This window comes from Ruegeria sp. I1 (genome assembly GCF_056532675.1).
The window spans coordinates 370,462-393,749 of record NZ_JBQFNM010000003.1 but is presented as its reverse complement, the minus strand read 5'-3'; the positions used below and the strand labels follow the sequence as shown (position 1 = coordinate 393,749).

Here is a 23,288-nt window from a genome sequence, read left to right as displayed (position 1 = left end):
CCTTCGGAGGACACGATATGACTTACCCCGTTTGTATGGGCATCAAACCGGATGTTCAGGCGTTTTTTGACGAAGCCACAAATACAATCAGCTACATCGTAAAGGACCCGTCATCGAATGCCTGCGCGATTGTCGATAGCGTCATGGATATCGACTATGCTGCAGGGCGCATCACCTATGAACACGCAGACCAACTGATCCACCGAATTGAAGAACAAGCACTAAAACTTGAGTGGATCATAGAGACACATGTTCATGCCGATCACCTCAGCGCGGCCCCTTACATTCAGTCGAAGCTGGGCGGCAAGATCGGTATCGGATCGAAAATCATGGTGGTGCAGGACACTTTCGGAAAAGTCTTCAACGAAGGCACCGAATTCCAGCGCGACGGATCTCAGTTCGATGCGCTGTTCGAGGATGGCGACACCTACATGATCGGCAATATGCAAGCCTTTGCCATGTATACGCCGGGTCATACACCTGCCTGTATGGTGCATGTAATGGGGAATGCCGCGTTTGTAGGCGACACCCTGTTCATGCCCGACGGAGGTTCGGCCCGAGCGGACTTTCCAGGCGGCGATTCCGGCATTCTTTACGACAGCATTCAGAAGGTGCTGTCACTGCCAAACGAGATGAGGCTTTTCATGTGTCACGACTACGGTCCAAACGGCCGTGAAATACAGTGGGAAACCACAGTTGGTGACGAAAAAGCCCACAATATTCACGTTGGCGGGGGCAAAACGAAGGAAGAGTTCGTCAAGTTCCGCACCGAACGCGATGCACAGCTTGCCATGCCAAAACTCATCATTCCTTCACTGCAAGTGAACATGCGCGCCGGAGAAGTGCCAAAAGACGTTGACGGCAATCCGATGCTCAAAGTGCCCGTGAATGCACTCTGAGGAGGTTGAAATGGATATCAGGAAAATCACTGACAAAACCTCGGTAAGCCCGCAAATCACGGTCGACGATATAACCGCAATCAAGGATGCCGGCTTCCGAGCGATAATCTGTAACCGTCCCGACGGTGAAGGAGCAGACCAGCCCAGTTTCGATGAAATCGAGGGAGCAGCAACGCTGGCTGGGCTCGACGCCGTCTACGTTCCCGTTCGATCCGGGATCGTAAACGATGCAGATGTCGAGGCATTTGGTGACGCTTTGGCCCAGCTGCCACGCCCTGTCCTTGCCTATTGCCGAACCGGAACGCGGTCAGCCACCCTTTGGTCGTTCCACGAAAGCAAGAAACGTCCAATGCCCGAAATACTCGCAGCGACGAAAGCCGCGGGATACGATATGAACGGTGTCGCGAGACGTATAGCAAACGGGGGTAAGACCCCAACGGATACGGGCGATGCAAAATTTGATGTTGTGATTGTCGGTGCGGGTGCCGGTGGTGTTTCTGTCGCTGCCAGCCTGCAATCCCGCCAATCGAACCTTTCAATTGCGATCATCGATCCGGCGGATATTCACTACTACCAGCCAGGATGGACCATGGTCGGTGGTGGTATCTTCGAGGCCAGCGAAACCGCAAAAACTATGGGCTCGCTCATCCCGAATGGAGTCAAATGGATCAAGGCAGCGGTTGCCGCGTTTGAACCCGAAAACAATGCGGTGATCCTGGATGGATGTCGTGTTGTTAAATACGATCGATTGGTTGTTTGCCCCGGTCTGAAACTGGATTGGGAAGCAGTTGAGGGGCTCGAAGAAACGCTCGGCCGCAATGGCGTAACCTCAAACTACCGCTATGACTTGGCACCCTACACCTGGCAGTTGGTGCGGGATATGAAAGAGGGACGCGCCCTTTTTACGCAGCCACCGATGCCTATCAAATGTGCAGGTGCGCCTCAAAAGGCAATGTATCTGTCAGGCGACGCCTGGTTCCGAAACGGTCGCCTGAAGGATATCGACATTCAGTTCATGAACGCGGGTGGGGTCCTGTTCGGGGTGAAAGACTATGTACCTGCTTTGGAACACTATGTGGCTAAGTACGGTGCGACGCTGAACTACTTCCATAATCTGGTGTCTGTCGATGGCCCAGCAAAGACGGCAACATTCAAGGTCGCCAAACCCGAGACTGAGCCGGAAACAGTCACAGTGGACTTTGACATGATGCATGTCTGCCCCCCTCAGGTGGCCCCTGACTTTGTCCGTGTCTCTCCTTTGGCTGATGCGGCGGGTTGGGTTGACGTCGATCAGAGTACCCTCCGCCACAAGAGCTACGAAAACATCTGGAGCCTTGGCGATGTCATGAACGCCCCCAATGCGAAAACCGCAGCGGCAGCGCGTAAGCAGGCTCCAACAGTAGCGGAAAATATCGTCGCCGATATCGCGGGTCGCTCACCGACTGCAGCTTATGATGGCTATGGGTCATGCCCTTTGACAGTTGAACGCGGAAAAATCGTTCTGGCCGAGTTCGGTTATGGTGGGGTGTTAAAGCCTAGCTTCCCACCCGCACTGCTGGACGGCACCAAGCCCACACGCTTGGCATGGTTTCTCAAGGAAAAGATGCTGCCGCCGATCTATTGGAAAGCCATGCTGAAGGGCAAGGAATGGATGGCCAAGCCCGAAAAACTCAAGGTAGCTTCTGAATAAGCGGCTGATAACCAGCGCGGTGGAACCTTTTCCCATATGCGCATCATAAAAGGGTTGGCTCATGCGTGAACCGCTGAGCCCATCTTCTTTATTCTGGACGGGGCCATGACCCAACTTCTACGCCGTTACCTGCCAGTACTGGACTGGGGACGCAGCTACGATCGCAACGCTCTTTCGAACGATATGATCGCGGCTCTGATCGTCACGATTATGCTGATCCCACAAAGCCTTGCCTACGCGCTGCTGGCGGGCCTCCCACCAGAGGCGGGTATTTATGCGTCGATCGTGCCAATCTTGCTTTATGCTTTGTTTGGGACAAGCCGTGCTCTGGCCGTAGGGCCGGTTGCGGTGGTCTCACTCCTGACTGCTTCGGCAATTGGACAGGTCGCAGAACAGGGTACAGCAGGCTATGCGGTCGCGGCACTAACGCTCGCCTTCTTGTCAGGTGGATTCTTGTTTCTTTTGGGGGTGTTCCGGCTGGGATTTCTGGCCAATTTCCTCAGCCACCCGGTGATCGCCGGGTTCATCACTGCGTCAGGCATTCTGATTGCGACCAGCCAGATCAAACACATTCTTGGCGTTCCCGCCCAAGGACATACTCTGCCCGAGATGGTTGTGGCGACAGTATCTCATCTGAATGAATTGAATTGGATCACGCTTGTCATCGGAACAACTGCAACGGCGTTCCTGTTTTGGGTACGCAAAGGCTTGAAGCTAATGTTGAACCGTCTTGGGGCCTCGGCGTTTGTTGCAGAGCTTGCCACCAAGGCCGGTCCCGTTGTCGCCGTTATAGGCACCACTGTTGCGGTTTGGGCGCTCAGTCTTACAGACCAAGGCGTAAAGGTCGTAGGGGCTGTCCCGCAAAGCCTGCCACCGCTGACCATGCCCAGTTTTTCCCCGGACCTCATCCAAGCCCTTCTAGTGCCAGCGATTTTGATTTCGATCATCGGATTTGTTGAATCCGTCTCCGTGGCTCAAACTCTTGCGGCCAAGAAACGGCAGCGGATTGACCCGGATCAGGAATTGATCGGGCTGGGCGCGGCCAACCTTGGTGCTGCATTCACCGGCGGCTATCCCGTTACAGGTGGCTTCTCGCGCTCCGTTGTAAACTTTGACGCAGGCGCGGAAACCCCTGCGGCGGGGGCATTCACCGCCATCGGTCTCGCCATCGCGGCAACTGCCCTAACGCCGCTGGTTTACTACCTACCGAAAGCAACGCTTGCAGCGACAATTATTGTTGCAGTGCTGTCTTTGGTTGATCTGTCGATCCTGAAAAAAACCTGGAGCTACAGCCGTGCCGATTTCGTCGCTGTTACAGCGACGATTGTTTTGACCTTGTCGCTGGGGGTCGAGGTCGGGGTTGCCTCGGGTGTGATCATCTCTGTGCTGCTGCACCTCTACAAAACTTCCAAGCCGCATGTGGCCGAGGTGGGCCGCGTTTCCGGCAGCGAACACTTTCGCAACATCCTGCGCCACAAAGTCGAAACCGATCCGCGCGTGTTAAGCCTGCGCATTGATGAGAGCCTCTACTTCGTCAACGCTCGCTTCCTAGAGGATTTGATACAGTCTCGCGTTACCGAAGGCTGCAACATTGCCCATGTTGTCCTGATGTTCTCTGCGGTGAACGAGGTGGATTACTCCGCGCTCGAAAGTCTTGAAGCGGTGAACGCACGCCTAAAAGACATGAGTGTTGGGCTGCATTTCTCTGAAGTGAAAGGACCTGTAATGGATCGGTTAAGTCGCTCGCGCCTGATTGAGGACTTAAACGGGCATGTCTTTCTATCACAAAACGAGGCCTGGATAACCCTGACGGAACGCCCGCGCGCCGCTGCAGAATAGCAAAAGGGCTAAGATCAGTTTTTCGGAGCGGGCGCGGGTGAAGAGTTGACTGTAGCGACAAAATCCAGCCCGATGTCTAAACAAGGCGTACTGTGGGTGATCCAGCCCATCGAAATCAGATCGACACCGGTTTCCGCTACTTCTCGCACACGAGCCGGGGTGATCCCGCCCGAGGCTTCGGCGATCGCCTGTCCATCGATCATCGCAACCGCTTTGCGAAGGGTCTGTGGATCCATATTGTCAAGCAGTACGGCATCGACGCCGATGTCTAGGACTTGCGCAAGCTGTTCGAGGGTGTCGACCTCAATCTCAACTTTAACCATATGGCCGACACTCTGTTTTGCTTTGGTCAGAGCCTTGCCAACACCGCCTGCTATCGCGATGTGGTTATCCTTGATCAGCACCGCATCACTTAAGGAATAGCGATGGTTCATGCCACCACCTGCACGCACTGCATATTTTTCGAGCACACGTAGGCCGGGTGTGGTCTTGCGGGTACATGTGATTGCTGCACCCGTGTCTTTCACCCGGCGCACCAGATCTGCCGTCACGCTGGCGATGCCAGAAAGATGCCCCATAAAGTTGAGCGCGGTGCGTTCAGCTATCAAAAGGCTACGAGAGGGGCCTTGGAACGTTGCGATGATCGCGCCGGGCACGACGAGATCGCCGTCGTTTACATGACGCGTCACTTTGATTGCGGGATCGACCAATGCACAGGCCAGTTCTGCACAATCCAGTCCGGCAATACATCCAGACTGACGCGCACGAGCCACAACTTCAGAACTGTGATCCCCTGAAATGATAGCCGTTGAGGTTACATCGCCGGCAAGACCCAAGTCTTCCTCAAGGGCGCGACGGACTACAGGCTCCAGCATCATCCGGGGCAACGGGGCTAGGGGTGTGTCGGTCATAGGTCAAGCAATCCTTAGAAGGGGTTCCTGGCAGATCGAACCTGCATGGGTGAGAATTTCGGTCAGTGTCATCTGATTGGCATGCGCCATGGATTCCGAATTTGGGAAATCGCTGCGATAGTGTCCGCCGCGCGATTCACAACGAAGATGCGCGAAGATCGCGACAGATAGCGCCACAAGCGCCGGATCAGAGGCACACCCAGCGGATCCAACCATGGGCAACAGGTTTGAAATGGCAGAGCGCAGCCCGGCCTCATCGCGGATCACACCTAGATGTCTTGAAACCAACTGCCTGACCAAACCAAGATCGGGATCAGGTAGCCATTCAGGCTCAAGCGCGATCCGAGGAATTTGGTTCTTACACCCGGCAATGCTGTGGGCAGCGCGACGACCCATCACCACAGCCTCTAGCAACGAGTTACTTGCAAGCCGGTTTGCGCCATGCAGTCCAGTGGCTGCGCATTCACCAATGGCCCAAAGGCCAGTCAGGGTACTTCGGGCGTTCCGATCAACCGCGATACCACCCATGTGGTAATGCGCCGCCGGGCGTACTGGTATCGGTTCGCAAACCGGATCAATACCATGGGCATTACATAACCCATAAATACTGGGAAAATGCTGTGCAAAACTGAACCCAAGTGTTGTGCGGGCATCCAGAAATACGCGGCCACCATCAGCGATGACTTGATGCACAGCGCGAGCAACCACATCGCGCGGGGCCAGTTCAGCACCCGGCATATGCGCCATGAAGCGCTTGCCGTTTTGATCGACAAGGATGGCGCCTTCACCCCGCACGGCTTCGCTGACCAGATACAAGGGCGTCTGCAGACTATCCAAGGCGGTGGGATGAAACTGCACGAATTCCATGTCACGCAGTGCTGCCCCAGCGCGCGCAGCCATCATGACACCCTGCCCATAGTTGCCCGATGGATTGGTGCTGGCGTCGAATAAACCGCCGCAGCCACCAGTCGCCATGACAACCTGAGAGGTACGCAACACCTCTGCCTGACAGCCTTGTTGAACGTGAATGCCGGTGACACGCCCGTCAGTCGTTGTCAGCCGCCGAGCCTCGACATCTGTCAGGCAGGTGATCGACGGGCATTTCAGGGCTGCAGGTGTCAAGGCAGATATGACCTCGGCGCCAGTGCGATCGCCACCCACGTGCAGTATCCGACGATGGGAATGTGCAGCCTCGCGACCATAGGCATATGCGCCATCAACACTCCGGTCGAAACAAACACCATAGCCTTCCAGCATGGTGATCGCCTCTTGCGCGTCGGCCAGAATGTCCGACGCGACAGACTCGTCGCATAACCCATCGCCAGCTTGCAATGTATCGGTCAAATGTTGCGCCGGATCGTCATCCGCGCCCAACGCGGCGGCAATACCGCCTTGCGCCCAAGCGCTGGAACTTTCCTGCCCCAGCCCTGCACGGGTGATCAGCACCACCGGTTGCGGGGCCAATTCCAGCGCAGCGATCAACCCGGCAATGCCGCTTCCGATTATTGCAACCTGGCCATGAAGACCCTCGAGCTGGATCATTTTACTGCCAACATCCATTCCACAGAACGACGCGCATCTTCGGCGATGGCCGGGTCGATCGTGACCTCATAGCGACCAAGTTCCAGCGCTTCGCGGATATTGCGCAGACTAATGCGCTTCATGTGCGGGCACAGGTTGCAAGGACGTACGAATTCGACGTCCGGATGGTTAAGCGCAAGATTATCGCTCATTGAACATTCCGTGAGCAGGCAAACCCGCGCCGGTTTGTTGGCGTTTACGAAATCCGACATCACGGCGGTAGAGCCCGAAAAATCCGCCTCAACAACCACCTCTGGTGGGCATTCCGGGTGGGCCAGTACCGTCACGCCCGGCCACGCTTCGCGCATGGCGCGCACGTCGTCAGGTGTGAACAGCTCGTGCACCTCACAGTGCCCGCGCCATGCGATCAGTTCGACATCTGTTTCTTTGGCAACATTCTTTGCCAGATACTCATCGGGTATCATCAGAACGCGCGGCACCCCGAGGGACTCTACGACCTTCACTGCGTTGCCCGATGTGCAGCAGATATCCGATGCCGCCTTCACCGCTGCCGACGTGTTGACATAGGTGATCACCGGAACCCCTGGGTGGGCTTGGCGCAGCAAGGCGATGTCCTCGGGGGTGATGGAATCAGCCAGCGAACACCCTGCCCCCAAATCCGGAATCAATACGGTTTTCTCAGGGTTCAGCAGTTTGGCGGTTTCGGCCATGAAATGCACCCCCGCCAAAACGATGACGTCAGCATCGACCTCAACGGCTTCGCGCGCCAAAGCCAGACTGTCACCCACAATGTCGGCAACTCCGTGGAAGATTTCTGGCGTCTGATAGTTATGTGCCAGAATGACCGCGTTCTTTTTGCGCTTCAGTTCGAGGATGGCTTCCAAATCCTCTTCGAACAGCATCCACTCTGGGGGCGGGATGACCTGCTTAACCCGATCATAAAGATCGGGAAGGCGAAAATCTTTCATTGGACTCTCCATTTATACTCGAATCGAGTACATTCTGCATCTACTTATTCTCGTTTCGAGATTATGTCAATGGATTGTTAGGGTCTGGAGAGCGGCAATCTGACACCCGACAGCATTCGGGCCTCAAGAATGGCGGGGCGATATCGGAACAGCCGCGCCGGACGGCCGCTGGTGCCGCTGGACATTTCACCGGTTTCTTCAACCAGTTCTTGCTGGTCAATCTGGCGGCGGAAATTGGGTTTGTGCAGGTGCAGACCAGACAACGCTTCGACCGTGCGCTGCAATTGAAGCAGAGTGAAGCTTTCGGGCAAAAGTTCAAATACCACCGGAGAGTATTTGATCTTGGCCCGCAGGCGCGAAATGCCTGTCGCGAGGATGCGACGGTTGTCGGCTGCCATGGGTACACCGAATTCTGGCGTATCGACCAGCCCGGCCTCGTACATCAATTCATAGCGTTGCAGAACAAGCTCTTCGTTCCACGGTTTTCCATGTAGACCGAACAGATAATCGACACGCTGGACCTTTAGCGCATCCGCCGCTGCCCAGGCTGTGAGGCGGTCAGTGATAAGCGGAAGTTCCTTGGGGCTGTGGTCACCGCGATGATCCTCCCAGGGAAAGTACCGATACCAGCTGCGCCATGTCGGGCGTCTGGCCCCGGCTGCATCCTGCTCACGCACCAGCCCGAGATAGCTGATCGAAATACGCTGCGAGCTGGTGACCTCCTCAGATCGTGGATCACGATCCTTATCTGCGAAAGTATAGAGTTGCTCGAGATAACCTACTGGATGGCCGGTCTGTGCTTCGATCCAAGCGCGCAATCCGCTTTGCAAACTGCGATGAGAGGATTCGAAAGGCCCGGAAGGCAAGGCCTCGCCTCCCCGTAGGGTCATGACCCGCGGCTGATCATCCGTTACCGCCGTTAAGATGGCGATCAGTTCGGCAGGGGCTAGTCCACTTGGCAACGAAATTCCTGTGTATTGAATGTCTGACCACATTGGCTTCAATGTGTGTTCTAACGCAAATTCAATACCTTTGCTTGTGGAAAATACCCTGCGAAACGTGCTCATTCAGAGAATTCAGCTCTGACCCAAGTGCTCGCCGAGCACAGTTAGAAGCACCCAACAACTTTCACTTAAGGCGGTTTCGAAACACGGCTTCACGGGCAATTCTCGTATCAGGATGCACGAGATCAGCAAACCAGCGAGAGGTTATGTCATCGACATCAAGCAGCGGTACATTTGATGATCACAGAACAGAAGAAACCACCTAACGACGCCCTCTCAATGCTACTGCAATCGGCAGCCGAGCTGCAGCAATCGCGGGCACGACACCACCTATGACTCCGATGGCAAGACCAACCAATGCGGCCTCAACCATAACATCTCGACCAACCACAAGATGGAAGGCCAGCTTTGTGCCATTTGCGCCGATCGTACTTGCCTGCCAGCCGTTTATTGCCAGCCATGATGCGGCAATGCCCAAACCAATGCCCAAGGTTGAAAGCAATACAGCCTCCAACCAGGTCGCTACACAAGCCGATAAGCGGCTAAACCCCAATGCCCGGACGGTGGCGATTTCGACGGTTCGATCCGATACCGAGCTCATCATGGTATTCAGCGCCCCGGCGGTTGCGCCAATCGCCATCAAGATCGCCATTGGCCATCCAAAATACCGGACGAGTCGCGCCGTTCCCTCGGCCTGACCTGCGTAGAGCTGAGCCTCGGTCAGAACCGAAAGTTGAGCTGTATTGAATTCAGAGGTGGCGCGGATTAGCCCTTCAAGCTTGTTGGCATCCGTGAGAGAAAGCCGAAGACTTTGGACCTCGCCCAAACGGTCGAACGCCGCTGCCACAGCATCAATGTCGCCCCAAATCTCTGATTCCAAAGCACTTCCTTGGTTAGAGAAGTGTCCGACAACCGTCCAATCAACCGGACCGAGCCGAACCCGATCACCGACGTTCAAGCCAGGATAGCGGGCGGCCAGTTGCTCACCTACCATGATCTCACGCGTACCGGCTTTCATCGAGCGGCCGGAAACGAGAGTAACAACCGCGCGAATGCCCGGGCCAGTTTCATCCATCCCGCGTAGTGCCAGTGTTTCAGGTACCGCGTCGGGACTTTCTCGAAACTCGACGGGAACCACCAGTTCGCGCGACAGGACGGGTACATTTCGATCGTCGCGCAAGACGCCCAAATCGCCGCGCGTTGCCAGAAGTGCTCGCACAACTTCATTTGGGATATCAGAGTTGCCTTCCTGTCGTGTACCGCCGCCAAGGATAACAGCCACGTCTGATGATCCCGCGCTTTGCAACGTGATTTCGAACCCCCGCGCCATGGCAAGAAAGCCGCTTAGAACGCAGACCACAAGCGTGATTGACCCGACCATAGACAAGGAAATGGCCTGCCTGCGCGGAATACTGAGAAAGGTTGCACGGCTCATTGCAATGATTTGTCGAAAGGATGAAGGCATCGGGCTTACCTCGTTCTGAAAGCGGAAAGGATTGGCGTTCGCATGGCGGTCAGCGCGGGCAGTGCCCCGGCGACGAGACCAAGCAGGAAAACCAGTGCGGCTGCGCGCAACAGGACACCCGGATCAAAAACCAGCCCCAGAGCGGGCGGCAAGGCCAGGCTGGCAAGCTTCGCAAGTCCCAATCCGATGGTACCGCCGAGCAGGAATATGAAAAGGGCCTCAGCCAAAACCATCAGCAGGATACGCGATGGCGAAAACCCCAGGGTTTTCAGCACACCGACCTCAAAACGACGCTCGCGCAAGGCGAAGACCATTGTGTTGATCACGATCATCAAAAGCGTCACGAAAGAGGCGCTCACAACCAGCGTTACAACATGTTTGATGTCTGCATATTGGCTGAGGAACGCACTGAGGAATTGCTTTTCTGACAAGGTGCGCGTGGGTGCCGCAGAGTTGGCGAACAACGCGTCTATACGCGGTGCCAATTCCTGCGGTGCAACTCCTGGTTCTGGACGAAGCGCGAAGGTGGACACGGTATCTTTGCCCCGTGCGCGGCCTTCGTTGATGTAACGATACTGGGCAAGGATAAAATACGTATCTGTGCTGGCACTTTTGCCATCAAAGATTGCGGCAATCTCAAACGGCCAGTCACGGCTTCCATCACGTCTTTTGGTGCGGAAGGCCGAAACCGTCAGTCGGTCTCCGACCTTCCAGCCCTGAGCCTCGGCAAGGGCGCGCCCGACAAGGACCCTATCCCGCCCGGCACCCAGCGCATCAATCATAGACTGGCTTAGTCCGAGATCCCTACCGCTGACGGCCAGCAACTTGTCAGGCCGACCTGCGCTGACCGCGACCACATTGCGCTCATCGCGAACGCTGCCGCGCAACCGTGTAATGGGGCTGACTTCTGCAACACCAGGCACCGCAGCGATGCGCGGTAGATAGGCCACGGGCAAGGGCGGACTGCGGCCGGCTGAGTGCATTACACCAAGCAAATCGTCGCTGGCGGCGGCGGTGCCCTGTGATCCGGCAATAAAACTGGCGGTCAGACCGTAGATGAAAAAAGCCACTACGACGGAAATGATCAGCAATATGGAACGCAGTGGTTTGCGTAGCGCGCTTTTGCGAGTGAGACCAAAGAATGTCATGCCGTCACCCGTTCACGCTCGATAAACACGCCTTTATCAAGATGCAGTATACGGCCCGCGACCTCGGCAGCTTCAGGGTCATGGGTGACCATCACGATGGTCTTGCCAAGCTCGCGGTTCAGGTATTCTAGCATTGTCAGTACTTCATCGGCGGATGCACGATCCAAATCCCCGGTAGGCTCGTCGCAAAGTAAAAGAGTTGGATCAGACACAATTGCGCGTGCGATTCCGACGCGTTGTTGCTGCCCACCGGACATGCGTGCAGGATTTTGACGTCCGCGCCCAGCCAGACCCACGAGATCGAGTATTTTCTCAACCCGCTCGCGCCGCATAGAAGCAGGGATCGGTTTCAGCAGCAGCGGAAGTTCCACGTTTTCTTCGGCCGTTAGCATCGGCAGAAGGTTGTAGAATTGGAACACGATCCCAAGATGGTGCGCACGCCACGCTGAACGGGCGGCCTCGCCCATATGGTCCAGCCTTTGGCCTGCGATCCAGATCTCACCAGTATCTGGCCCGTCAAGGCCGGCCAACAGGTTGAGGAGCGTTGATTTCCCGGAACCCGATGGCCCCATCACAGCAACAAATTCACCTTTTCGGATGGTGAGATCGAGGTTTTCGAATATTGGAACGCTCGTGCCACTGGTTTGAAAGGTCTTGCCGATACCGTGCAGTGTGATGAAAGATTTGTTGGTTTCTGAATTGGTACTCATGGGTTAGCTCCCGGTTCTATTTGGGTGTGCATCGATGATGAAGGCAACGTGATGTTGACGCGTGCTGCCATGCCTGGCCGCAGCCCGGCTGGCGGATCGATCGGTTTAAGGCGCAGCTCAACCGTTCCTTTGGCGGCATTCACCAATGGCGCTATGCGTTGAACCGAAAAAGTGAAGGGTTGATTGGGAAAGGCGTCCAGAACCGCCTCACCGATGAGATCATCGCTTAGGTCAGTAATCGCTTTTTCTATCACATCAGCATCGATGACCAACTGGCCCAGATCAGCAATTTTCATCAGACCGATTCCGTCATGTATCGCATCGATACGGTCCAGAACGGCATCGCCTACATGAGCGGAAAGATGTGTCACAGTTCCCGCGATCGGCGCACGCACGGTCAGATCGGCAACGCGTTCTTCCGCGACGCGTACAGCGAACTCGGCCCTGTTAAACTCGGCTTTGGCGTGTTCGACCCGGTTGGCCGCCATGCGCGCAGCCGTTTGTGCATCTTCCAACCGACTACTTGGAACCGCCCCCCTTCGGCTGAGCTCGGCCTGTCTCTGCAGTGTCGCATCAATCTGCGCCCAGGAAATACGTGCAGCAGAAAGCGCCAGTCTGGCGACATAAAGTGAAAGCTGCGCGCTTTCCAACGCAAATCTGGCGTCTTTGTCCTCAATAACAAGTACCGGTTGGCCCAAGCGAACCATGTCTCCGGGTTCAACAAGAATATCCGCGATAAGCCCACTATGTTCCGCATAAACAACGGCTGAGGATTTTGCGGCGACGTAGCCGGAACCAGTGATTTCTCGGATCATGGGTGCTGGAGAAGGCGCAGGTGAGTCCAAGACGAAACGCTGCGGCGCAGCTCCAACTGACGTATTCGGCACATCAGGCTGCAACAAAGTGCGCTGCGCGCCATCAGGCAGAAGAGCAAATCCCAGACCGGCCGCAAACAACAATAAAGATGTTAAACTTGCCAGAGACAGCTTGGAAAAGCGCCGAGATGACCTGCCCGCTGTAATTGGCGCCGGGTACGCTGAAAGCTCTCTCAGCGTCTCGGACATTTTACTGTTTTGGTCGGTGACTGTTTTCATGTCACCAGAATTTGTCGCATCCCGCGAACCCGCGACCTCTAACGCGATCTAGGACGTTCGAAATCGCGATTCAGTCAATTCCAAGCGAGGTCAGCGCGTCTCTTTTGATGTGGGCCCTTTTGATTTGCGCCATTCAAGCGGCGTTACGCCTGTCACACGTCGAAACTCTCTGTTGAAATTAGATTTTGTCTCAAAACCAACTTCGAACATGATCTCCGTTACCGAACGTGTGCTGTTCTCCAGCAGTTCGCAAGCCTCAGCGATACGGTAGCCGTTGACGTATTGTGAGACATTGTTTCCCGTCATCCGGTTGATTGCCCCCGAGATTTGCCTCGACGGGACAACCGCCCGGCGGGCGAGGCGCGCAAGGTTTAGATCGGCGTCCCGATAGATATGTGTTTCGCTCATCAAACTCTCGATGTTTGCCATGATCTCTTGATCATCAGCAGAACCAGAGAGTGACGATGGCGCAGTTGTTGGGGCGTGTGTTGAGCTTTCACCCGTGGCTCGACCACGACTGGCCACTGCGGTGGCCATTGAAAGAAAGAGCAGAGTTGCGACATTACCAACCGAGACGAGCTGCGGCAAATGACGGGCATTCATGATCGCGATGTCAACAGTGATAAGCGTGTCAACCACTGCAGAGAATATCAAGACAAGTGCCGCAAAAACCAAAGCACGGTGAACCAGTCCCGCAGATTCCAGCGCCGTCACCCGAAGTGCATCTGCCCCGGATCTCAGCAGAAAAAGTATAAGAGCTGCATAGACAAGGAACGTTACGATAATAATCACGTCCAGCGCAGCGGGCCAGAAAGCCATCGAAAACAGGACCATCAAAAGTGGAAGACTGTGCGGCGCAATCGGATAGAGTTTCCCAACCCGCCGTGGGCCGACCAGTTGCAACGAGCCGAAGTAAACCAATGGGGCCATTACGGTCGCCAGCAGTGGCGAAAGGAAGCGGACCCATTCAACACCATACCCGAAACGCAATCCGATCAACATGGACTGCAAAGCCGCACATATGATCAACAGCATAAATGCTGAGTTCTTGGGTTGATCATTCTCCCGCCGGGCGATGCTGACAAAAAGCAGTACCAGTAAGATTGTGACAACAAAAGGCAGCGGTACAAAGATCATAGCGCAGAGATAACTCGTCATGCTTGAATAGAATGATTGCTGACAAAAGATGAGGCACCCAGCGCCAATGGTCTAGACCTCAACACAATGTTTCATGACGATGCTTCAGATCTTGGCAACTGTATTTTTCAGACTTCTCGTAAACAAAGCCCATTGGGATTGATCCAAATTCACAGACTCTTCCTTTGTTGGGTGGCTATTTTTGTAATTATTTTGGCGAAAAATGCTAAGTTTCGTTCCACCGCTTCAATATCGTTTTTTCAAATCCGGGAGGATGAATTGATGGACATCGCGGCAATTTCAGATGGCTATGACGACAATCCAGCACGTTCGAAATCTTTGAGGGCAGAAGCCTATACCGAGCCAAGATGGTTCGACACTGACCTAAAGTCCGTGATCGGCAAGACTTGGCAATGGGTCTGCCACGTTGAAAAAACACGTGATCCGGGGGCCTATGTCACAGTTGAAATCGCAGGCCAGCCAATTGCGGTTGTCCGCGACAAAACTGGCGTACTGCGTGGGTTTTATAACGTCTGTAAACACCGTGCTCATGAACTCCTTTCAGGCGAAGGCACCACAACACGGATTATGTGCCCTTATCATGCGTGGGTCTACAAACTGGATGGGCAGTTGGTACGCGCGCCACATACCGAAAATCTCGTCGATTTCGACGTGAACGAAATTTGCTTGGATGAAGTGCAGGTTGAAGAGTTCTGTGGCTTCGTTTTCGTCAACCTAGACCCAAAAGCCATCCCGTTGGCAGAGCAGTCTGGCAATCTTGAGATCGAAGTGCGCCATTGGGCCCCTGATGTAGATCAGCTGACCTTTGGCCACCGACTGACATACGACATCAAATCGAACTGGAAGAATGTCGTCGATAACTTCCTGGAATGTTACCATTGCCCCACCGCGCATAAGGATTTCTGCGATCTGGTAGACATGGATACCTATAAGGTAACAACGCATTCCATCTACTCGAGCCACATGGCTGATGCAGGTCAACACGCAAATTCAGCGTATGACGTTGCCAATGCCACGGTCAAAACCCACGCGGTGTGGTGGCTCTATCCAACGACCTGCCTGATGCGATATCCGGGGCGGTCCAGCATGATCGTCCTTAATATCATTCCAGTTGGGCCGGATCGGACTTTGGAAACCTACGATTTCTTTCTGGAAACGCCCGAGCCTGACGCAATGGAGCTTGATGCCATCCGATATCTGGATGAGGTTCTTCAGGTTGAAGACATCGGTCTGGTCGAAAGTGTGCAGCGCGGTATGAGCACGCCTGCCTTTACCCAAGGGCGCATCGTGCATGACCCTGATCGATCGGGAAAATCCGAACATGCGGTGCATCACTTTCACGGGCTGCTTCTGGATGCCTACACCAAAGGTGCCGCGTGACGCAGCCCAACATACTCGTGATCATGGCAGACCAACTGGCGCCACACTTCACCGGAGCTTACGGACACAAAACCGCGAAAACGCCGCATCTCGATGCGCTCGCCGCGCGTGGTATGCGGTTTGATGCGGCCTATTGTAATTCACCTCTTTGTGCGCCCTCGCGCTTCGCCTTCATGTCAGGTCAGCATATCAGCCGTATTGCGGCCTATGACAACGCGTCAGAGTTCAAGGCATCCATCCCGACTTTCGCCCACTATCTGAAAATGTTGGGATATCGGACATGCCTGTCAGGCAAGATGCATTTTATTGGCCCTGACCAGATGCACGGGTTCGAAGATCGCGTAACCACTGATATCTATCCGTCGGATTTTGCCTGGACCCCGGACTGGGAAGCACCCGATGAGAGGATCGACAAATGGTATCACAATATGCAGACCGTCAAGGAAAGCGGCCTGGCACATGCAACATTTCAGATCGACTACGACGATGAGGTCGCCTTTGCCGCCAAACGGTGGCTCTTTGATGCAGCGCGCGACAAGGCGTCGGGCAACGCGGCACCCTTTGCGATGGTGGCCAGTTTCATTCACCCGCATGACCCTTATGTTTCCCGGCCCGAGTGGTGGAACCTCTATTCCGACGACGATATCGAGATGCCGGACTTTGTGCCCGCGCTTGAAGATCAAGACCCGTTCTCACGCAGGCTGTTGGATGGGATCGAGGCGTCTTACGTACCACTGACGGATGAGGAAGTGATCCGCGCGAGACGCGCTTACTTGGCCAATGTCAGCTATTTTGACAGCAAGATCGGTGAACTTGTTCAGACCCTCGAAGAAACGGAGGAACTTGAAAATACGATCGTGATTGTGACCGCAGATCACGGCGACATGTTGGGTGAACGTGGTCTTTGGTACAAGATGAACTTCTTTGAGCATTCCGCGCGCGTGCCGCTTGTCATGGCAGGCCCTGGCGTAGTGATTGGGACGGCTCAGAACGCGGTCTCGCTTGTAGACCTCCTCCCCACCTTCATCGACATCGCAGGTGGCGATCTTTCAATGCTGGGCGAACCGATAGACGGGCGCAGCTTGATCCCTTTGATGAGGGGAGAAGACGATCCTGTGGACGAGGCGATTGGCGAGTACTGTGCCGAAATGACCGGCTATCCCGTGATTATGATCCGGCGGGGGCTGCTCAAATACATCCACTGCGACAGTGACCCCCCTCAGCTTTACGACCTTGGCCGCGATCCCAAGGAAACGCAAAATGTCGCGGCAGACCCGGGTTACACAGATGCCGCAGCTCGCTTTGCCAAAGAGGTCGCTGATCGATGGAATGGCGAAACGCTTCGAAAGCAGATCATAGCGACACAAAGGTCACGTCGGGCTCTGCACGCTGCTATGGAAGCCGGAGCTTGCGAGGCTTGGGATTACAACCCGCCCTCTGACGCCAGCCAGCAATATGTGCGCAACCACAAGGATTGGACGCTTGCGGCCAGCAGGTATCGCTTCCCACCCCGGAAGGACCAAGATCAATGATGTTAAAAGGAAAAATCGCACTGGTGACGGGTGCGCGCGGTGGAATTGGCCGCGCGATTGTAGCGCGGTTCTTGAAAGAGGGTGCGACGGTCTACGCGGCCGACCTGACGCCCCAAGGTTCACTGGACAAGCACGACGACGACGGCAGTCATTTTGTGAAACTCAATGTCACCCTGGAAGCGGACGCGATCGCCGCAATGGACATTGTCGGCGCGGCCCATGGCAAATTGGACATCCTCGTAAACGCGGCGGGGATCGAAATCGAAAAGACAGTCGAGGAAACCACGCTTGAGGAATGGAACCAAAGCTTCGCGGTGAACTGCACAGGTACATTCCTTACCTCAAAATACGCGCTGCCTTTGATGCGAGCAGCAGCAAAGTCTGGCAGCAGTGCCAGCCTTATCAACTTTGGTTCATATGACGGGTTCATAGCTGACCCTGGTTTGGCTGCCTATTGCGCGACCAAAGGGGCCGTCCATGCGCTTACCCGCGCCATGGCCTGCGATCACGGCCCTGAAGGCATTCGGGTCAATGCGGTTTGCCCTGGTTACATCGATACACCCATGTTGCAAAGTTTCTTCAATGGGGATGGTTCGGGCGGTGGCGGTGGCAATATCGAAACCCTGCAAAAAGCAGTGCGCGACGTGCACCCGATACGCACCTACGGCACACCGACGGATATCGCCAATCTAGTAAATTGGCTTGCCTCGGACGAGGCGCGCTATGCGTCAGGCCAACTATGGGTGCTGGACGGGGGTCTGTCGGCGCAAGTCCAACAGATGAAGCTCTGATGCCCAGGCCTGTTATCATCACCTGCGCACCGACCGGTGGCATTCACACACCGTCGATGTCGCCTCACCTGCCCATCACGCCAGCTCAGATCGCAACAGCAAGCATCGAAGCGTCAGAGGCCGGTGCGTCGATCATCCACCTGCACGCCCGTCACCCTGAGACGGGTAAGCCCGACCCACGGCCGGAGCTGTTCTGCCAGTTCCTACCTGTCATCAAGCAAGCGACTGGTGCGATCATCAACGTCTCAACCGGCGGCGGTTTGGGAATGTCTATCGACGAACGGCTGTTGGCGGCCACGTCTGCGAGCCCAGAGATGGCCAGCCTGAACATGGGCTCAATGAATTTCGGGATCTTCCCGATGCTTCAGAAATACACCGAATTCCAGCATGATTGGGAACGTCCATTCCTTGAGATGACCGAAGACTTCATCTTTCCCAATACGTTCAAGACGATCCGCTACGCTATCGAAAAACTCGGCGGAGATCATGGCACGAAGTTCGAGTTTGAATGCTACGATCTTGGCCACCTTTACAACGTTAAATGGTTTGTCGATCAGGGGATCATCAAACCGCCATTCTTCATTCAGATGGTGTTTGGAATTCTGGGTGGCGTCGGGGCTGACCCCGACCATTTGGTCCACATGCACAACACAGCCGACAAGCTGTTCGGATCAGAAAACTACGAATGGTCCGTGCTGGCCGCTGGCCGCCACCAGATGCCATTCGCCACGCAAAGCGCCATGCGTGGCGGCAACCTGCGCGTCGGGCTTGAGGACAGCCTATTTATTGGTAGAGGCGAACTGGCCAAATCGAATGCCGAACAGGTGACACGGATCCGCACGATAGTCGAAAGCCTTGGCCTCACGGTTGCATCCCCTGCAGAAGCGCGCGCACGGCTTGCCCTCAAAGGTGGCGATCAGGTCGGGTTCTAGGGAGGACAACATGCAAACGAAAATGCTGATCAATGGCGAAATGGTGGACGGTACGGGCGAGGCGCTTGATGTCGTGAACCCCGCAACGGGTGAGGTCATCGGGGCCGTGAATGAAGCCGGGTCAGAACAGGTCGAAGCGGCTGTTCGCAGCTCTGCCGAAGCCTTCGACAGCTTCGCAGGCATGCCTCCTGCTGATCGCGCCGCCATTTTGCTGCAGATCGCTGATATCCTCGAAGAACACAGTCAGGAACTAGCAGAACTGGAAAGCCTTGATGTCGGCAAACCATGGCCCTCGGCCCTTGATGACGAAATGCCGCTAACCATCGATGTCTTTCGTTTCTTTGCCGGTGCCGCACGCACAATGACGGGCTCGGCCGCCGGAGAGTACGTGGCCGGGCATACATCGATGATCCGTCGTGATCCCGTGGGTCCGGTCGCCGCCATCGCACCATGGAACTATCCTTTGATGATGGCCTCCTGGAAGTTGGCGGCCCCTATCGCCGCCGGTTGCCCGGTCGTCCTGAAACCGTCCGAGATAACCCCTCTGTCTACCCTTCGCATGGCGGATCTGCTGCAAGACGTCCTTCCCAAAGGGGTGTTGAATGTGATCCACGGGCGCGGCCCAACTGTTGGCGACGCCCTCATCAACAGCCCGCAAATGGAAGCCATCAGCGTCACAGGTTCCCCCGCAACGGGCATGGCGGCGATGCGGGCAGCTTCGCAGCAAATCCGGCATGTCCACCTTGAACTGGGCGGGAAGGCACCTGTGATTGTCTTTGATGACGCTGATCTTGAGGCCGTAGCCGAGACCATTCGCTTTGGGAGCTATTTCAACGCCGGTCAGGACTGTGCCCAACCCTGTCGGGTGATGGTCGCTGCCAAAGCTTATGACAAGCTCGTCTCAGCCATTGAAGGCCAGGTCAGCCAAATTCAGATCGGCGCTCCAAAGGCGGAAGGCACCGAAATGGGGCCATTGGTCTCTTTGGCGCAAAGGGATCGCGTTGCAGGCTTCGTCGAACGTGCGCGCGGGGCTGCTGAAATCGTGACCGGTGGTGCCGAGGGCGGCGGACAAGGTTTTTTCTACCAACCAACCGTCATCGCCAATGTCGACAACAATGCCGAGGTCGCCTGCAAGGAGGTATTTGGTCCAGTTGTGACAGTTTCGCGGTTCTCAGATGCGGACGATGCTCTGAGGATTGCAAACAGCGGTTCCTACGGTCTCGCATCCTCGGTCTGGACGCGTGATGTCGGCCGGGCCATGCAGATGACGGCGAAACTGCGCTATGGCTTCACTTGGGTGAATACGCATGGGGTTGCCACACCGGAAATGCCTTGGGCCGCGATGAAAGGGTCCGGCACTGGAAGCGATATGTCCGTTTATGCGCTGGACGCCTATACCGCGATCCGCCATGTGATGGTGGCGCACTAATGCGGCTGGCTGGCAAACGCGCTTTTGTTACGGGCGGCAAGCAAGGGATTGGTCGCGAAATTGTGGAGGCATTTCTGGCTGAAGGGGCTGCTGTTACGACCTGCGGGCGCGGCCCACAACCTGATGATCTGCCGGAGAATGCAATTTGGCACACGCTAGATGTGTCCGACCCTGACGCAATTGCACAAATCGTCTGGACAATCGGGGGCACTGATATCCTGGTCAACAACGCGGGCGTGCAGGTCGAAAAGACTGTAGTCGATAGCACAGACGAAGATTGGAACCGGGTGATGGGCGTCAATGCGCGCGGCGTGTTCAACTGTTGTCGGGCCTTCATCCCACACATGCCTTCGGGGTCTTCAATTATTAATATCGGTTCGATTTCTGGCAATGTCGCGGACCCATCAATGGCACTTTACAATGCGTCCAAAGCCTTTGTGCATGGGCTGACCCGCTCAATCGCTGTCGATCATGGACCCGGGATTCGCTGCAACGCCATCTGCCCCGGCTGGATCGAAACGGGCATGCTGGATGCCGGTTTTGATTTGGCAAATGATCCAGCACGAGCCAAACAAGACGCGCTCGCCCGGCATGCGGTTAGACGCTTTGGCAGACCGGCGGATATCGCTGCTATGGCTGTTTGGCTCGCCTCTGATGAGGCGGGCTTCGCAACCGGGCAGCTGTTCACTGTTGATGGCGGCATGACCGCAGCCTCGCCTCTTAATCCGGGATTATTCTGATGATAGAGATCAATCACACCGCCGTCCTTGGGGCTGGCGTCATCGGTGCAAGTTGGGCCGCACTCTTCCTCGCTGCGGGTCGCAGTGTCACTGTCTTTGACCCCAGCCCAACTGTTGAAGCTGACGTGCGCGACTATATCGAAAAAGCATGGCCCGCCCTTGAAGAGCTTGGATTGACGGCGCGCGCAACACCCGATGCCATTCGCTTTGTTGCGAACGTAAAAGAGGTTGTGCGCGACGCGCAATTCGTTCAGGAAAACGTCCCGGAACGACTGCCCATCAAACACGCGACCTACAAAGAAATCGAAGCCGCGCTCGCACCAGATGTGATCGTTTCCAGTTCCACCTCGGGTTTGACGCTCGAAGCATTGCAGGAAGGCTGGCAAGACCCGAGCCCTCTGATCCTTGGCCACCCATTCAACCCACCCCATCTGATCCCACTGGTCGAACTCACTTCTAACACCGCGACGAAAGCGGATGTCTTGGACCGAACCGAAGCGTTCTATGAGGATATCGGCAAAGTCACGATCCGAATTCGCAAGGGTCTTCCGGGCCACGTTGCGAACCGCTTGCAGGCCGCTGTATGGCGCGAGGTAGTACATATGGCCATTGAAGGCGTCGCCAGCGTCGAAGACATTGACAAAGCCATGTGGGCCGGACCCGGCCTGCGTTGGGCCGCAATGGGCCCGACAACGCTCTTTCACCTCGGCGCGGGCGAAGGTGGGCTCAGGGCCTTTTGCGCGCATTTCAAGGACACGTTCAACGGCTGGTGGGATGATCTTGGGGAGCCCAGACTCAATGACGATGTTATCGAACTTTTGGTCGATGGAATGTCAGCACAATCCAAGGGCCAAAGCCCGGCAGACCTATCTGCTCAACGAGATCGAATGCTCACAGCATTGCAGACAGCGACCCGGCACCTTCGCTCTTGATGTCAGGCTGGTACATGGGCCAAGCACGGAACTCGAACGGCACCCGCCCAGCCACCCGATCCGCGCTTGGTGCCAAGCCGAAACGTTGATGATAGGCCCGGCTAAAGTGCACTTGGCTGTTGAAGCCAGAGGCCGCAGCAATCTCACTTAGCTTCAACTCAGTCTGTGTGACCAAACCACGTGCCCGATCCAGCCGGATATCACGATAGTAAGCCACGGGTGATCTATGTACATATTGCTGAAACAGGCGGCTGAGTTGCCGCTGTGAGGTTTGTAAACGCTCCGCAATCTCGGGGATCGACAGGGTGTTTTCCAGATGGGCTTCCATCAAATCAATGGCAGCGCGGACGACGCCAGATGTTACATAGCCCATGGGTTCAACAACCTTCGGGTTTTGTGACTGATCTTCACCCCTGACATTGTGATGAAAAAGGTAGCGTGCTGTCGCGTTGGCGGCGCTTTCACCCGCAACGTTGTGCACGAGTTTCAGCCCCAAATCCGTCGAAGCTGTTCCGCCGCAACAGGTGAATATGCGACCATCCAGTACAAACATGTTCTCAGAAACCGTGGTGTTGGTCGCAATTTCGATGAAGGCATCAATGTGCTCATAGTGAACTGTTGCGGTCTTACCCTTAAGCAATCCCGCCATTGCCAAAATGATCGCGCCGGTGTCCAACCCACCAATGATGACACCCGATCCAGCCCATCGTTGAAGCAGTGTGCGAAGTTGGCGCGACGCGTGCCGTTCGGGTGTCCAACTGGAACTGACCAGCATCATCCAGGGCTCGGATCGTTCGACCTCTTTCAACGGTTTGGTGCAAACGACCATCCCATTGCTGGCTTCAACTTCGCCACCGTCTTTGGAAACGAAAACCCAATTGAACTTCGACGCTCCGCTCAGATAATTCGCGATGCGGAACGGATCGATAAATGCAGAAGTCGCCGAGACATTAAAATGCGGCGTTACATAAACGATGATCTCAAGCTGGGCACCTGACATGGCCATTTTTGTAAAGCATCGTCCGAATTCGTCAAACGAACTTCCATGGAATGAACTGGATCATCGGATCTGGCTTTGACGGCCCAAAATCGGCTTAAGTGCACCGACCGTTCCATTTCATCTA

At 55.5% G+C, this 23,288-nt stretch carries 20 protein-coding genes; 10 read left to right on the top strand and 10 right to left on the bottom strand.

From position 1 onward, the window contains the following. The first annotated feature begins 17 nt into the window (after positions 1–17). From ACR0DH_RS08455 to ACR0DH_RS08445, 3 genes are all read left to right on the top strand, one after another. On the top strand, positions 18–899 hold the full coding sequence (locus ACR0DH_RS08455) for an MBL fold metallo-hydrolase (RefSeq protein ID WP_480548335.1): 882 nt from the start codon (positions 18–20) through the stop codon (positions 897–899). Positions 900–909: 10 nt separating this feature from the next. Further along, on the top strand, positions 910–2,589 hold the full coding sequence (locus tag ACR0DH_RS08450; RefSeq protein WP_480548333.1) for a bifunctional protein tyrosine phosphatase family protein/NAD(P)/FAD-dependent oxidoreductase: 1,680 nt from the start codon (positions 910–912) through the stop codon (positions 2,587–2,589). Positions 2,590–2,694: 105 nt separating this feature from the next. After that, positions 2,695–4,428, top strand: coding sequence for a SulP family inorganic anion transporter (locus ACR0DH_RS08445; RefSeq protein ID WP_480548331.1), 1,734 nt, complete (start codon positions 2,695–2,697; stop codon positions 4,426–4,428). 14 nt (positions 4,429–4,442) lie between these two features. Here the strand turns inward: ACR0DH_RS08445 and nadC are convergent, their stop codons facing one another. From nadC to ACR0DH_RS08400, 9 genes are all read right to left on the bottom strand, one after another. Further along, positions 4,443–5,339, bottom strand: a complete 897-nt coding sequence (gene nadC, locus ACR0DH_RS08440; protein WP_480548329.1) for a carboxylating nicotinate-nucleotide diphosphorylase — start codon at positions 5,337–5,339, stop codon at positions 4,443–4,445. 3 nt (positions 5,340–5,342) lie between these two features. Continuing rightward, entirely contained in the window at positions 5,343–6,881 is a 1,539-nt protein-coding gene (locus ACR0DH_RS08435) for an L-aspartate oxidase (protein WP_480548327.1), read from the bottom strand. Next, positions 6,878–7,849 (bottom strand): quinolinate synthase NadA, encoded by a 972-nt coding sequence (nadA, locus tag ACR0DH_RS08430; protein ID WP_480548325.1) that lies wholly within the window; start codon positions 7,847–7,849, stop codon positions 6,878–6,880. The genes ACR0DH_RS08435 and nadA overlap by 4 nt, the downstream gene beginning before the upstream one ends. 77 nt (positions 7,850–7,926) lie before the next feature. Further along, positions 7,927–8,739, bottom strand: coding sequence for an NUDIX hydrolase (locus ACR0DH_RS08425; protein ID WP_480548323.1), 813 nt, complete (start codon positions 8,737–8,739; stop codon positions 7,927–7,929). A 376-nt stretch (positions 8,740–9,115) separates the two neighbouring features. Further along, positions 9,116–10,288 carry an ABC transporter permease gene (locus tag ACR0DH_RS08420; protein WP_480548321.1) on the bottom strand — a complete coding sequence of 391 codons (1,173 nt, stop codon included), beginning with the start codon at positions 10,286–10,288 and terminating at the stop codon, positions 9,116–9,118. Positions 10,289–10,323: 35 nt separating this feature from the next. Further along, positions 10,324–11,466, bottom strand: a complete 1,143-nt coding sequence (locus ACR0DH_RS08415) for an ABC transporter permease (protein WP_480548319.1) — start codon at positions 11,464–11,466, stop codon at positions 10,324–10,326. Further along, positions 11,463–12,176, bottom strand: a complete 714-nt coding sequence (locus tag ACR0DH_RS08410; protein WP_480548317.1) for an ABC transporter ATP-binding protein — start codon at positions 12,174–12,176, stop codon at positions 11,463–11,465. Before ACR0DH_RS08410 ends, ACR0DH_RS08415 begins: the two co-directional genes overlap by 4 nt. After that, positions 12,173–12,991, bottom strand: a complete 819-nt coding sequence (locus ACR0DH_RS08405) for an efflux RND transporter periplasmic adaptor subunit (protein WP_480548315.1) — start codon at positions 12,989–12,991, stop codon at positions 12,173–12,175. Before ACR0DH_RS08405 ends, ACR0DH_RS08410 begins: the two co-directional genes overlap by 4 nt. Positions 12,992–13,360: 369 nt before the next feature. Continuing rightward, a complete protein-coding gene (locus ACR0DH_RS08400; RefSeq protein WP_480548313.1) occupies positions 13,361–14,407 on the bottom strand; it encodes a helix-turn-helix domain-containing protein in 1,047 nt (348 codons plus the stop codon). 282 nt (positions 14,408–14,689) lie between these two features. On the opposite strand from ACR0DH_RS08400, the gene ACR0DH_RS08395 reads away from it, so the two are divergent. Genes ACR0DH_RS08395 through ACR0DH_RS08365 form a run of 7 tightly spaced genes read left to right on the top strand, consistent with a single transcriptional unit; the run spans position 14,690 to position 22,164 of the window. After that, entirely contained in the window at positions 14,690–15,808 is a 1,119-nt protein-coding gene (locus ACR0DH_RS08395) for an aromatic ring-hydroxylating oxygenase subunit alpha (protein ID WP_480548311.1), read from the top strand. Continuing rightward, positions 15,805–17,340: a choline-sulfatase gene (gene betC / locus ACR0DH_RS08390; protein ID WP_480548309.1), complete on the top strand. Its 1,536-nt coding sequence runs from the start codon at positions 15,805–15,807 to the stop codon at positions 17,338–17,340. The genes ACR0DH_RS08395 and betC overlap by 4 nt, the downstream gene beginning before the upstream one ends. Then, positions 17,337–18,131 carry an SDR family NAD(P)-dependent oxidoreductase gene (locus ACR0DH_RS08385; protein ID WP_480548307.1) on the top strand — a complete coding sequence of 265 codons (795 nt, stop codon included), beginning with the start codon at positions 17,337–17,339 and terminating at the stop codon, positions 18,129–18,131. The genes betC and ACR0DH_RS08385 overlap by 4 nt, the downstream gene beginning before the upstream one ends. After that, complete coding sequence (gene kce, locus ACR0DH_RS08380) at positions 18,131–19,063, top strand: 3,5-dioxohexanoate:acetyl-CoA acetone transferase (RefSeq protein ID WP_480548305.1); 933 nt, start codon at positions 18,131–18,133, stop codon at positions 19,061–19,063. Before ACR0DH_RS08385 ends, kce begins: the two co-directional genes overlap by 1 nt. A 10-nt stretch (positions 19,064–19,073) precedes the next feature. After that, positions 19,074–20,492, top strand: coding sequence for an aminobutyraldehyde dehydrogenase (locus ACR0DH_RS08375; RefSeq protein WP_480548303.1), 1,419 nt, complete (start codon positions 19,074–19,076; stop codon positions 20,490–20,492). Next, complete coding sequence (locus ACR0DH_RS08370) at positions 20,492–21,232, top strand: SDR family NAD(P)-dependent oxidoreductase (protein ID WP_480548301.1); 741 nt, start codon at positions 20,492–20,494, stop codon at positions 21,230–21,232. The genes ACR0DH_RS08375 and ACR0DH_RS08370 overlap by 1 nt, the downstream gene beginning before the upstream one ends. Further along, on the top strand, positions 21,232–22,164 hold the full coding sequence (locus ACR0DH_RS08365; RefSeq protein ID WP_480548299.1) for a 3-hydroxyacyl-CoA dehydrogenase NAD-binding domain-containing protein: 933 nt from the start codon (positions 21,232–21,234) through the stop codon (positions 22,162–22,164). Before ACR0DH_RS08370 ends, ACR0DH_RS08365 begins: the two co-directional genes overlap by 1 nt. Here ACR0DH_RS08365 and ACR0DH_RS08360 read toward each other — a convergent pair. Then, on the bottom strand, positions 22,124–23,170 hold the full coding sequence (locus ACR0DH_RS08360; protein WP_480548298.1) for a GlxA family transcriptional regulator: 1,047 nt from the start codon (positions 23,168–23,170) through the stop codon (positions 22,124–22,126). The genes ACR0DH_RS08365 and ACR0DH_RS08360 overlap by 41 nt on opposite strands. Positions 23,171–23,288: the final 118 nt, after the last annotated feature.